This is a genomic window from Sinanaerobacter sp. ZZT-01 (genome assembly GCF_035621135.1).
In the GTDB taxonomy this organism is placed as follows: Bacteria; Bacillota; Clostridia; order Peptostreptococcales; family Anaerovoracaceae; genus IOR16.
In genome coordinates this window covers 1,125,933-1,138,996 of sequence record NZ_CP141728.1, presented here as the reverse complement: position 1 = coordinate 1,138,996, position 13,064 = coordinate 1,125,933, and the positions used below count along the sequence as shown (strand labels likewise).

The following is a 13,064-nucleotide window of genomic DNA, read 5'->3' as shown; positions in this document are numbered from 1 at the left end:
TATTACTAGCGATAATAGTACTTATAAAATATATCATATTTTAAATTGCTGTATTTTAAGCAAACATATATATGACACGAAGAATGTTTCTTGAAAGCAAGGCTAGATATTTTCTTTATATTTTGTTCATTGTATCGTAATTTATTTTTTCAGCTAAGATATTCTCCTTTTCAACCGTGCTGTACCTTGGAAAAAGGGAGGAAACTATGAAGAAATATGAATCAAAATTTTTATAGCTTTTTTCCATTTTAACATAGAGAGGATTTAAAATATCCCTTTAATTTCAATTTAATAGCCTTTTTTTCGACATTGCAAAAAATATGGTATAAATATGATGTATAACCAATAAAAGGTTATTTTTTAACTTTATAATTTATATTTTTTCAAAGATGCAGATGTTCAAAAATCAACGATTTAAGGGGGTATCGAGAAAAAAATAACAAAAAAGTGTATACTTTTATTCCTGTTATGTTATAATAGCTAAGTGTTTAGCTTTAAATGAACACAAGAAAGAGAGGAGAAATAGATATGGCAAAGAAGCTTATATCTGTGTGGCTTTCGTTGACAATCTTACTTTTCTCATCAATTTCTATATATGCTGGAGATAATGTTCGAGGGGATTTTTTTATTAAGGACATTTCAATTAACGGACAACAAATTATAAACTATCAAATGGACGATCCATTCTTTCTTTATAAGAATACAACCTATCTGCCTTTGAATGCAGAGATGGGAAAAATTCTTGGATTGAAGATTGAATTGGATATGGAAAGCCGCACATTGAAACTTTGGAAAGCAGAATCTACGCAGACCCAGCTCTCGCAGAGATGGATGAAAAACAATAAACAGGACGTAAAGACAGAAATTGCAAATAACGTCTCGGTAATCGCGTATGAAACTGCAAACAACGAAAAGGCTGCTGAAAAGGCAGATGATACCGAAAGTGAGACGGGATCAGATGACGAATTGCAGTCGGATCAGGAAACGGTGATTGAATTGCCAAAACTTGAGGCAAAGCAGGTCGACCTGAAGGGGTTGCCGGTACTGGTAAAAGGGACAGTACCTTATATTCCGGTCGCTGCAATCACAAGCAATGGTTTATTCGGATGGGATGTATATTTTGATTCGTATACAGGCATTTATATCAGTACAAAAGAAGGTATAAAAGCAAAATCTCTGTTTAATGAGCCACGCTCAAGATATAATCGGGGATTGGTAAGTTATATCAAAAAATATAATAGTAGTTATACTACGGATAAAGCACAAAATTTAGTCTTTTTATTTCAACATGAAGCCAATATTTACGGTGTAGATCAGACGTTGCTTCTGGCGGTAGCACATCGGGAAAGCACGTTTAATCCTTCTGCAAAATCATCAAGCGGATCGCTGGGGATGATGCAGATTATGCCATCCACCGCAGCACGATATGGGATTAGTTCCACACAGCTTTTGGATCCTCATGTAAACATTGAATTCGGTGCAAAGTATTTAAAAGAGAGAATTGATGCTTACGGAGGCAATGTAACAAAAGCATTGTCCGCATACAATCAGGGGTCGGTTGCTGTAAACAGAGGAAGTTATTCCACACGGTATGCAGCGAAAATTATTAGTACGCAGAGTAATTTAAAAACGTATTTGTCAAGCGGCGGATATGGAACCGGTAAATAAAAGAAAAGTAAATAAAAAGCATATAGCATATAGAAATTAAAAAAGATACCGTCAGCAGTTGTTGACGGTATTTTTTTGTGTGCGAAAGCATTTCTTATTTTCTTGCACGGGAAAGAGAAAAATATGGTAGCTTTATTGTTCATGGAAAAAATAAAATTTGAATTATGGGATAAAAAAATGGCAAAAAAGAAAAGAAGCATAATATCAAACAAAATATTCGTATTTTATTTGATATTTATTATAGAATCTGTTAATATAGAGGTGAAAAAAGGAATATATTGCGAAAATCACGAACTATTTTAATAAATTACAATCATAATGTTCGTAAAATGGGAGGATGACCGATGGTAAGACGAATTTTTGTGGAAAAGAAAAAGGGCTTTGATATTGAAGCGCAGCGGCTTTTTTCTGATTTGAGGATCCATTTGCATTTGAAGCAAGTGGAAGCAGTAAGAGTGATTAATCGTTATGATATAGAAGGAATCGAAGAAAAGGTGTACGAGTCTGCAAAATGTACCGTTTTTTCAGAACCTGTGGTTGACCGGGTTTGGGAAGAAACGATGAGTTTAGGTGCAGATTCTTTTTATTTTGCAGTGGAATATTTACCGGGGCAGTACGATCAGCGTGCAGATTCTGCGGCGCAGTGTATTCAGATGCTGAGTACAAGCACAAAAGCCTTGGTTCGTTCCGCAAGAGTGTACATCATTACAGGTCACCTGAATGAGGAAGAAAAACAGGCAATTAAGGAATATTGCATCAATCCGGTTGATTCCAGAGAAGCGAGTTGGGGAAAGCCATTGCGTTTAGAATTAGACATGGATGTACCGGAGAATGTAGAACGTATTTTGGATTTTACAAGCTGGGATACAAAAGCTTTGGAGGAATTTCGCACAGAAAGAGGGTTTGCCATGAGTAAAGAGGATATGCTCTTTATTCAAGCATACTATAAGAAAGAAAATACAGTTCCTACGATAACCGAGCTTCGAGTAATAGATACCTATTGGTCGGACCATTGCCGCCATACCACATTTCATACGAAGATCACAGACGTTCAATTTGAAGAGGGACCTTACAGTGAGATGCTGAAAGAGGCCTATGAATCTTATTTACAGCTTCGCAAGGACGTATATGGAGAGCGTGAGAAAGACATTTGTCTTATGGATATGGCTGTTATGGGTGCAAAATATCTAAAAAAGCAGGGCATTGTAACGGATTTGGACGAGTCTGAGGAAATCAATGCGTGTAGCATAAAAGTAAAAGCATTGATTGACGGAAAAGAAGAAGACTGGCTGGTGATGTTTAAAAATGAAACACACAATCACCCGACTGAAATTGAACCATTTGGCGGAGCGGCTACTTGCCTTGGCGGAGCGATCCGAGACCCACTTTCGGGGCGTGTTTATGTATATCAGGCTATGCGTGTGAGCGGAAGCGGTGATCCAAGAACGAAAATAGAGGATACCTTAACGGGGAAACTCCCTCAAAGAAAAATCACAAAAGGTGCAGCAGATGGATACAGCTCCTATGGAAATCAGATTGGACTGGCTACCGGTCAGGTTACAGAAATCTATGACCCGGGTTATGTGGCAAAGCGCATGGAGGTCGGCGCAGTAATTGGAGCGGCACCTGCCAGCCATGTGAGAAGAGCACGCCCGATTCCGGGAGATTGCATTGTTTTAATTGGTGGGAGAACGGGAAGAGACGGCTGCGGAGGAGCAACGGGTTCTTCCAAGGAACACACAGAAGATTCCATTTTAAATTGCGGTGCAGAGGTGCAGAAGGGAAATCCTCCGGTAGAACGAAACATTCAGCGTTTTTATCGGAGAAAAGAAGTGGCGACATTAATCAAACGGTGCAATGACTTTGGTGCAGGCGGCGTTTCCGTAGCAATCGGAGAATTGGCAGACAGCATAGATGTTAATTTAGATTTGGTACCGAAAAAATATGAAGGTCTTGACGGAACAGAATTAGCAATATCCGAATCACAGGAACGTATGGCAGCTGTTGTTTCTAAGGAGGATTGCGAAGCATTGATTCGCTATGCAAGCGAAGAAAATTTAGAAGCAACTGCGGTTGCGTGGGTAACGGACAGCGGGTATTTCCGTATGTTTTGGCGTGGAGAATGCATTTTAAATTTAAGCAGAGCATTTTTAGACACCAACGGGACGACACAAAATATTGAAGTAAAAGTGGAATCACCATGTGCACCTGTCTTTGAGCGAACGCAAAAAAAAGACATAGAAGAGATTGCGTCTGATTTGAATTGCTGTAGTCAAAAAGGGTTGATAGAGCAATTTGACAGCACGATTGGTGCGGGGAGTGTCCTGATGCCTTTAGGTGGCCAATATCAGTTGAGTCCGGCAGCCGGAATGGCAGCAAAATTACCGATTACAAAGGGCTATACAGATACAACTTCACTTATGACCTTTGGATTTGATCCGCAGATTTCAAAAAAAAGCCCCTTTCATGGAGCATTGTATGCCGTGATTGATTCAGCAACAAAGATAACGGCAATGGGCGGTGATTACGCAAAGGCTCGTTTAACGTTTCAAGAATACTTTGAGAGACTGGGGGACGATCCCGTTAAATGGGGGAAACCGTTTGCGGCATTGCTTGGAGCGCTGAAAGCACAGATTGAACTGGAAATTCCTGCAATTGGAGGAAAGGACAGCATGTCCGGTACTTTTATGGATATTCATGTACCTCCCACTTTGATTTCTTTTGCAGTGGGCATGATCGAAGCTGGTCAAGTTGTTTCAACAGAATTTAAAACAACCGCAAGTAAATTAGTGTTTGTGTATACGGATCGTGATGCAACGGATGTTTTGGATTTTGCCCAGTACCGTAAAAATATGAAGACAGTTCAACAGTTGAGCAATGAAAAAAAGGTATTGGCAGCTGCTGCTGTTGGAAAAGGCGGTATTTTTGCCTCCGTGCTTAAAATGGCAGCGGGCAATAAGATTGGAGCATCCTTAAAAAATATTTCCAAAGAAGAATTATATGCGAGTGCCTATGGCTCTTTGATTTTGGAAATTGTCGATACGGAAGATGCGGAAAGCTTATTTGCGGGCAGCCAATATAAAGAGATTGGATTCACAACAGATGATTCAGAAATAGAAATTATTTTAAATGATTCGAAAGAAAGTCATAAGGTAAACTTAGACCAGCTGATTTCAGCTTGGGAAAGCCCTTTAGAAGAAATTTTTCCGACGAAGGCAAAAGAAGAATGTGAGAAAAAAGAAGTAAAAAGGGTTTCTTATTATGAAAGGAATCATGCAAAGCCAAGCGCATGCTATGCAAAACCACAAGTTTTTATACCGGCATTTCCGGGAACGAATTGTGAAATGGATTCCAAAAGAGCCTTTGAGCGTGCAGGAGCGGTTGGAGAGATACAAATTATCCGAAACCGGAGTGAAAAAGATTTGAATGAATCCATTGAAGAGATGGCTAAAAATATAAGAAACAGCCAAATCATTATGATTCCGGGCGGATTCTCAGGAGGAGATGAACCGGATGGTTCCGCAAAGTTTATTACTGCGCTATTCCGCAATCCAATGATTCAAGAAGCAGTGGAGGATTTAATAGAGAATCGTGATGGTTTAATGCTGGGAATTTGTAACGGATTTCAGGCCTTAATTAAATTAGGGCTGATACCATACGGAAAAATTGTTGATGCAGCAGAAGGAAGCCCGACTTTGACTTATAATCGAATCGGACGGCACGTATCGTGTTTGACAAGAACCAGAATTGCTTCTGTGAAATCACCTTGGCTTGCGTTTACTGAAGTAGGAGATGTGCATACCATTCCGATTTCACATGGAGAAGGCCGATTTATAGCCGATGAAAAGCTTGTAAAAGAACTGGCGGAAAATGGGCAGATTGCAACACAATATGTGGATTTGAACGGAGTGCCGACGATGGAGCCGAGATGGAATCCAAATGGAAGTGTAGAAGCCGTTTGCGGGATCACATCACCGGATGGAAGAATTTTTGGCAAGATGGGGCATTCTGAGAGAATTGGACACAATCTATATAAAAATGTAGTAGGAGAAAAAGATCAGAAGTTATTTGAAGCCGGTGTTGCTTATTTTAAATAAAAGGAGGAAGAACAATGAAAGTTGCAATTGTAATGGGAAGCAAATCGGATTATCCGGTTGTGGAAAGAGCGGAAAAAATATTGGAGCAGTTTGGAGTCGCATTTGAAACACGCATCATATCAGCTCATAGAACACCGAGAGTGGCAGAGCATTTTGCTTCTCATGCAGAAGAAAAAGACATTGAGGTTATGATTGCCGCAGCTGGAAAAGCGGCACATTTGGGAGGTGTTATGGCGGCTTTTACGGCACTTCCGGTGATCGGTCTTCCGATTAAGTCTTCTACGATGGATGGGCTGGATTCGCTTCTTTCGATTGTACAGATGCCAAAGGGAATACCGGTAGCGACGGTTGCGATTGATGGCGCAGAAAATGCGGCACTTCTCGCGGTGCAGATTCTATCTGTAAAGTATCCCAAATTAAGAGAAGCGATGAAGCAGTATAAAAAGAAAATGGAAGACGATGTTATGAAATTGGACGAACAGTTTCAATCTGAAAATAAATAACGTGCAGTGATAAGAGAAAGGGAGAGAAAACAGATGAAAAAATTAGAGCAAATTTATGAAGGTAAAGCAAAAAAAGTATTCAAGACAGAAGAACCGAAGCTTTATATTGTTGATTATAAAGATGATGCAACCGCATTCAATGGCGAGAAGAAAGGCTCCATTGCAGAAAAAGGCGTAGTGAATAACATCATGTCCGATATTATTTTTGCAATGCTTGAAAAAAAGGGGATTCCGACCCACTTTGTTGAGAAACTCAGTGATCGGGAGACTTTGGTAAAAGCAGTTTCTATCTTACCACTTGAAGTCATCATTCGAAATGTGGCGGCTGGATCATTTTCTAAGCGCTATGGCGTAGAAGAAGGAAGGCCGCTTGCACGGACTGTATTGGAATTTTCCTATAAAAATGATGACTTAGGTGATCCGCTAATTAATGATGACCATATTCTTGCCTTAGAGCTTGCGACGGAAGAACAACTTGAAACAGTTCGGAAATATGCTTACCATGTAAATGATGAATTAAAGCCGTTCTTTTTAGAAAGAGGGCTGAAGCTGGTTGACTTTAAAATTGAATTTGGACTCTACGACGGTGAAGTGATCTTAGCAGACGAAATTTCACCGGACACCTGCCGTTTGTGGGATGTCAAAACAAATGAGAAGATGGACAAAGACCGTTTTCGAAGAGATTTGGGAAATGTAGAAGAAACGTATCAAGATGTATTGAAGAGAGTGGAAAAAGAATAAATTTCATGAGCAATAGCTGGACAAGAGGCAATGTGCAGGTAATCGGAGAGGCGAGAAGAAAGGATCAGGAATGGAAATGAAAGAAGAGAAATTCACCTATAAAGATGCGGGTGTTGATACAAAGGAAGGTGAAAGAGCCGTTCGCTTGATGAAAGATCATGTGAAAAGAACATTTACACCAAATGTACTCACAGGCTTGGGGAGTTTTGGAAGCTTATTTAAGCTCGATGTGAAAGAAATGAAAGAGCCGGTATTAGTTGCCGGAACGGATGGTGTAGGAACGAAGCTCAAAATTGCATTTCTTATGGAAAAGCATGATACGGTAGGACAGGACTGTGTTGCAATGTGTGTCAATGATGTGTTGTGTCAGGGTGCCGCACCTCTGTTCTTTTTAGATTATATTGCTACCGGTAAAGTGCACGCAGAGAAAGTTGCGGAAATTGTCAAGGGAATTGCGGATGGCTGCGTTCTCGGAGAATGTGCATTGGTAGGCGGCGAAACTGCGGAAATGCCGGACTTTTACGGAAACGGCGAATACGATATGGCCGGCTTTGCAGTGGGCGTAGTGGACCGTGAAAGAATTATAGATGGATCAAAGATTAAAAAAGGAAATGTGTTAATCGGTATTCCATCAAGCGGCATTCACAGCAATGGTTATTCTTTGGTTCGCAAAGTGATTTTTGAAAAAGAAAAAATGGATGTTATGGACTATGTGGATGAGCTGGAAGAAACCATTGGAGATGCACTCTTGCGTCCTACAAAAATTTACACGGCAGCTTGTAATGCGGTTCGCAAAGCGGTAGATGTAAATGGAATCATTCATATTACGGGAGGCGGTTTTTTTGAAAACATTCCAAGAATTATTCCTGAGGGTCTCGGTGTGGAAATTCAAGTTGGAAGCTGGACGGTGCCTCCGATTTTCCGCTATATTCAAAAATGTGCAGGGATTGAAGAAAATGAAATGTTTGCAACCTTTAATATGGGTGTAGGTATGATTATGGTCGTAGAAGAAGCAGATGCAGAGGCTGTTATGCATGCATTAAGAGGAGCCGGAGAAACACCGAATGTGATTGGAAGAATTGTGGAAGGACAGGGCGTTGTTCTATGCAAAAAATAACGGTATTGGTTTCCGGTGGAGGTACGAATCTGCAGGCGATCATTGATGCCATTGAGTCCGGTGAGATTGAAAATGCTAAGATTGTTCAAGTGATTTCCAGTAACAGCAAAGCCTTCTCGTTGGAACGTGCAAAGAAACATGGCATTTGTGCAAAAGTTATTGGAAAAGAAGTGTATTCGGATCCGATGAAACGAAGCGAAGCATTGCTTTGCGCATTAAAAGAAGAACGAACAGACCTTGTGGTCCTGGCCGGATACATGAGCGTACTCGATGTGTCATTGATACAAGAATATGAAGGCAGAATGATTAACATTCATCCATCCTTGATTCCAAAATACTGCGGCAAAGGGTATTATGGGAAACGTGTACACCAAGCCGTTTTAGATAACGGAGAATCCACGACTGGTGCAACAGTTCATTTTGTGGATGAAGGCGTAGATACAGGCGAAATTATATTGCAGGAACGTGTTCCTGTGCAGGATGAGGATACGGCTGATACATTGGCAGCCAGGGTCTTGGTCACAGAACATAAAATATTAATAGAAGCAATTAAAAAATTGACGGAAGAGAAAAACAGAGGAGGAAAATAATGGGTGGATTATTTGGAGTGGTCTCCAAAAAAGATTGTGTGATGGATTTATTTTTTGGAACCGATTATCATTCCCATTTAGGCACCAAACGCGGTGGGATGTGCGTATTTGGTGACAATGGCTTTGAACGTGCCATTCACAGTATAGAAAATGCTCCGTTTCGAACCAAATTTGAAAAAGAAGTAACGATAATGGTGGGAACAAAGGGAATTGGGAGCATCAGTGACGGAGAGCCGCAGCCTTTAACGGTATTCAGCCGTCAAGGACATTATTCAATCGGTACGGTAGGGCGTATCAACAACAAAGAAGAAATTGTTCAAGAACTCATACGCATGGGAAATAATCAGTTTCTAGAAATGAGCGGCGGAACAATCAATAATACAGAACTAGTTGCAGCACTGATTTCTACAAGCAATAACATCGTAGAAGGCATTCAGTTTGCACAGAAAAAGATTGAAGGTTCCGTTACAATTTTAATTTTAACAGAAGACTGTATGTATGCGGCAAGAGATCTTTATGGAAGAACCTCTATGATACTAGGGAAAAAACGAGATAGCATCTGTGCTTCTTCTGAATCCTTTGCCTTCTATAATTTAGGCTATAAACCTCTTCGAGAGCTTGGACCGGGAGAAATTGTACGCATTACCGCAGAAGAAGCGAGAACCGTCAGTCAGCCGAAAGATAAAATGCGTATCTGTACCTTCCTTTGGACCTACTTCGGTTATACGACCTCGACGTACGAAGGGAAAAATGTAGAACAGATGCGCTATCGAAACGGCGCCAGCATTGCAAAACACGATGAAAAGTTAGATGTGGATTATGTAGCAGGGGTTCCGGACAGCGGAACGGCACATGCACTTGGATATGCAAACCAGTCCTGCATTCCTTACGCACGCCCCCTGATTAAATACACGCCAACCTGGCCTAGAAGCTTTATGCCGCAGAATCAAAAAGCAAGAGATTTAATTGCAAAGATGAAGCTGGTACCGGTTCATGAAATCATTAACGGAAAAAGATTCGTTTTAATCGATGATTCCATTGTACGAGGCACACAGCTTTATGGGACTGTAAAATATCTTTACGAAAACGGTGCGAAGGAAATTCACGTGCGTTCAGCCTGTCCTCCAATTATGTATGGATGTAAGTATCTGAATTTTTCCAGATCAGTCAGCGACATGGATTTGATTACACGCCGTGTGATTCAAGAATTGGAAGGCGGAGAAGCGACCGAAGAGGTTTTGCAGGAGTATGTGGATGCATCGACAGAAAAGCACGCAAAGATGATTGAGAAAATAAAAGAAGAGTTAGGATTTACAAGCTTAAAGTATCATGAACTGGAGGATACCTTGGCTGCGGTAGGAATTGATAAGTGCAAGCTTTGCACTTATTGCTGGAATGGAAAGGAGTAAAAGATGAGAGCATTAATCAGTGTTTCCGATAAAACAGGAGTGGTAGAATTTGCGCAGAAATTAGAAGAACTGGGTGTGCAGATTATTTCAACCGGAGGTACGGCGGCTCGTTTGAAGGATGAGGGAGTTGCGGTAACTGGCATTTCGGAAGTCACCGGCTTTCCGGAATGTTTGGACGGTCGTGTAAAGACCTTACATCCGGCTGTACACGGCGGCATTTTAGCGATGAGAGAAAAACCGGAGCATATGCAGCAGTTGAAGGAATTGAATATTGAACCAATTGATATTGTTGCAATCAATTTATATCCATTCAAGCAAACGATACTGAAAGAGGATGTCACTCTGGAAGAGGCAATTGAAAACATTGATATTGGCGGCCCGACTATGCTGCGTTCTGCGGCAAAAAATCACAAAGATGTCGTGGTGATTTGTGACCCAAAAGACTATGAGAAAGTTCTCTTTGAGCTAAAGGAAAACGGGACCGTTTCTTATGATACAAAATATAAACTTGCGTTGAAGGTATTTGAGCATACCGCAGCTTACGATGCATTGATTTCTGATTATCTGAGAAAACAGATCCAAAATGAACTTCCGGAGCAGCTGACTTTGACCTTTGAAAAGGCACAGGAGCTTCGCTATGGTGAAAACCCACATCAAAAAGCGTGGTATTATAAGGAAGTCAAGCCACAGGCAGGAGATCTGATTAATGCAAGACAGCTCCATGGAAAAGAACTTTCCTTTAATAATATTAATGATACAAATGGAGCATTAGAGGCTTTAAAAGAATTTGAAGAACCGACTGTGGTTGCAGTAAAGCATGCAAACCCTTGTGGTGTGGGAATTGGAAGCGATGTTTACGAAGCATATCTGAAAGCGTATGCGGCAGACCCGGTCTCTATTTATGGCGGAATTGTTGCGGCAAACCGTTCGGTTGATGAAAAGACAGCGTTAGAAATCAGTAAAATTTTTGTAGAGATTATTATTGCACCAGATTTCACCGAAAAGGCATTGGAGATTTTGACAAAGAAAAAGAACCTTCGCCTCTTAAAGCTCCCTGCAATTTCTGATCCGATTCAGCCCGGTACTTTGACTTTGAAGAAGGTAACAGGTGGACTTCTTGTTCAGGAGATTGATACGACACTTTTTGAAGAAGAAAGCTTGAAAGTAGTGACCGATCGCGAGCCAAATGAAAAGGAGATGGCTGATCTGCGTTTTGCAATGAAAGTTGTGAAACATATTAAATCCAATGGAATTGTCATAGCAAAAGACCAGCGTACTTTAGGAATTGGACCGGGACAGGTAAATCGCATTTGGGCAGTTGAAAATTCGGTTAAGCAGGCAACCGGCGAGACAAAAGGAGCCATACTGGCATCTGATGCATTCTTCCCATTCCATGACTGTGTACAAGCCGCAGCCGATGCCGGTATCACTGCAATTATACAGCCGGGTGGTTCCATTCGAGATGAAGAGTCCATTAAAAAGGCAAATGAGCTTGGAATCGCTATGGTATTTACAGGGGTTCGTCACTTTAAACACTAAGTGATATAACAGATAGCATTTTGCTTTAAAAGAAGCTCAGAGAAGCAGCAGAGAAACAGAAAAAAGAGGGAAATAAAATGAAAGTTTTGATTGTTGGGAGCGGAGGAAGAGAGCATGCAATTGCATGGAAGCTCAGCCAAAGTCCCCGTGTGACAAAATTATATTGTGCTCCTGGAAATGCAGGAATCACGAAGCAAGCAGAATGCGTTGCTGTGAAAGCGGAGGATATCGACGGAATCTGTAGTATTGCAAAAGAAAAAAAAATAGATATGGTTGTGATTGGTCCGGAAGTTCCCCTCTCTATGGGCATTGTAGACGCTTTAGAGAAAGAAGGCATTCCAACCTTTGGCCCGAATAAAAAATGTGCGCAGCTTGAAGGAAGCAAAGCCTTTACAAAGGCTTTTCTGGATCGACATAAGATTCCTACAGCCGGATATCGGGAATTTACCGATAAGGAAGAATTAAAAAAGGCAGTAGGGCTTTTCGGCTATCCAATGGTATTAAAGGCAGATGGCCTTGCTGCGGGAAAAGGCGTTGTCATTGCAGCGGATCAAAGCGAAGCGTTAAGAGCCATTGAAGAAATGATGGGTGATAAAGTGTTTGGAAGTGCCGGAGAAAAGGTCGTTGTGGAAGAATTTCTTACGGGAATTGAAGCGTCAATGCTTTGCTTTGTAGACGGGAATGTGATTGTTCCGATGGAGTCTGCACAAGATTACAAACGTATCTTTGACGGCGACAAAGGACCGAATACAGGGGGAATGGGAACTTATTCTCCAAGCTTAATCTTTACTGATGAGTTGGAGCAGCAGATTCGTGAACAGATTTTAGAGCCGACCATAGAAGGTTTTAAAAAGGATGGATTAGATTTCAAAGGTGTTCTTTTTATCGGTCTAATGATTGGAGAGGATGGCCCGAAGGTCATTGAGTTTAACAATCGTTTTGGCGATCCGGAGACACAATCCGTACTTTCCCGCTTAGATTCCGACTTGCTCGATATTTTTGAAGCGGTCATTCATGGAACACTTTCTGAGCAAAAAATAGCGTGGGGCAGTCGCAAGGCGGTCTGTGTTGTGCTGGCATCAGAAGGATATCCTGGGTCTTATCCAAAGGGCAGAAAGATCAGCGGGCTGGAGGCTGTAGATCAGGATGTTATTGTATTTCATGCGGGAACAAAATATGGGAATGAAGCGGATGAGGATGGAAAACTTCCGGTGCTTACGAGCGGTGGACGAGTTTTAGGCGTCACGGCAACTGGAATAACGCATGAAGAAGCGAGAGAAAAGGCATTTGCGAATGTGAAAAAGATTTTCTTTGAAGGAATGCAGTATCGAAAAGACATCGGGTGCATCATAAAGCAGTAATCAGATAGCAGGCAGCTGTTTCGAGTTTTATTTGAAGCA

Annotated in this window: 9 protein-coding genes; all 9 read left to right on the top strand. The window is 41.1% G+C overall.

Annotated features, from left to right (window positions below; genetic code table 11):
* The first annotated feature begins 528 nt into the window (after nt 1-528).
* The 9 genes from U5921_RS05540 to purD all read left to right on the top strand — a co-directional run bounded on the left by U5921_RS05540 (nt 529) and on the right by purD (nt 13,025).
* Nucleotides 529-1,668: a lytic transglycosylase domain-containing protein gene (locus U5921_RS05540; protein WP_324825469.1), complete on the top strand. Its 1,140-nt coding sequence runs from the start codon at nt 529-531 to the stop codon at nt 1,666-1,668.
* 344 nt (nt 1,669-2,012) lie between these two features.
* The gene (locus U5921_RS05535; RefSeq protein WP_324825468.1) at nt 2,013-5,765 is read left to right on the top strand and encodes a phosphoribosylformylglycinamidine synthase; all 3,753 of its coding nucleotides are present in this window, start codon (nt 2,013-2,015) and stop codon (nt 5,763-5,765) included.
* A 14-nt stretch (nt 5,766-5,779) separates the two neighbouring features.
* A complete protein-coding gene (gene purE / locus U5921_RS05530; protein WP_324825467.1) occupies nt 5,780-6,268 on the top strand; it encodes a 5-(carboxyamino)imidazole ribonucleotide mutase in 489 nt (162 codons plus the stop codon).
* Between the two features lie 33 nt (nt 6,269-6,301).
* Nucleotides 6,302-7,009 (top strand): phosphoribosylaminoimidazolesuccinocarboxamide synthase, encoded by a 708-nt coding sequence (purC, locus tag U5921_RS05525; RefSeq protein ID WP_324825466.1) that lies wholly within the window; start codon nt 6,302-6,304, stop codon nt 7,007-7,009.
* 76 nt (nt 7,010-7,085) lie between these two features.
* The gene (gene purM, locus U5921_RS05520; protein WP_324825959.1) at nt 7,086-8,126 is read left to right on the top strand and encodes a phosphoribosylformylglycinamidine cyclo-ligase; all 1,041 of its coding nucleotides are present in this window, start codon (nt 7,086-7,088) and stop codon (nt 8,124-8,126) included.
* A complete protein-coding gene (purN, locus tag U5921_RS05515) occupies nt 8,114-8,716 on the top strand; it encodes a phosphoribosylglycinamide formyltransferase (protein ID WP_324825465.1) in 603 nt (200 codons plus the stop codon). Before purM ends, purN begins: the two co-directional genes overlap by 13 nt.
* The gene (locus tag U5921_RS05510) at nt 8,716-10,125 is read left to right on the top strand and encodes an amidophosphoribosyltransferase (protein ID WP_324825464.1); all 1,410 of its coding nucleotides are present in this window, start codon (nt 8,716-8,718) and stop codon (nt 10,123-10,125) included. The genes purN and U5921_RS05510 overlap by 1 nt, the downstream gene beginning before the upstream one ends.
* A 3-nt stretch (nt 10,126-10,128) precedes the next feature.
* Complete coding sequence (purH, locus tag U5921_RS05505; protein WP_324825463.1) at nt 10,129-11,664, top strand: bifunctional phosphoribosylaminoimidazolecarboxamide formyltransferase/IMP cyclohydrolase; 1,536 nt, start codon at nt 10,129-10,131, stop codon at nt 11,662-11,664.
* Between the two features lie 77 nt (nt 11,665-11,741).
* Nucleotides 11,742-13,025 (top strand): phosphoribosylamine--glycine ligase, encoded by a 1,284-nt coding sequence (gene purD, locus U5921_RS05500; protein ID WP_324825462.1) that lies wholly within the window; start codon nt 11,742-11,744, stop codon nt 13,023-13,025.
* Nucleotides 13,026-13,064 lie beyond the last annotated feature (39 nt).

Coding starts and splice junctions, on each gene's coding strand:
- U5921_RS05540 (WP_324825469.1), top strand. CDS start 529: ATGGCAAAGAAGCTTATATCTGTGTGGCTTTCGTTGACAATCTTACTT.
- U5921_RS05535 (WP_324825468.1), top strand. CDS start 2,013: ATGGTAAGACGAATTTTTGTGGAAAAGAAAAAGGGCTTTGATATTGAA.
- purE (WP_324825467.1), top strand. CDS start 5,780: ATGAAAGTTGCAATTGTAATGGGAAGCAAATCGGATTATCCGGTTGTG.
- purC (WP_324825466.1), top strand. CDS start 6,302: ATGAAAAAATTAGAGCAAATTTATGAAGGTAAAGCAAAAAAAGTATTC.
- purM (WP_324825959.1), top strand. CDS start 7,086: ATGAAAGAAGAGAAATTCACCTATAAAGATGCGGGTGTTGATACAAAG.
- purN (WP_324825465.1), top strand. CDS start 8,114: ATGCAAAAAATAACGGTATTGGTTTCCGGTGGAGGTACGAATCTGCAG.
- U5921_RS05510 (WP_324825464.1), top strand. CDS start 8,716: ATGGGTGGATTATTTGGAGTGGTCTCCAAAAAAGATTGTGTGATGGAT.
- purH (WP_324825463.1), top strand. CDS start 10,129: ATGAGAGCATTAATCAGTGTTTCCGATAAAACAGGAGTGGTAGAATTT.
- purD (WP_324825462.1), top strand. CDS start 11,742: ATGAAAGTTTTGATTGTTGGGAGCGGAGGAAGAGAGCATGCAATTGCA.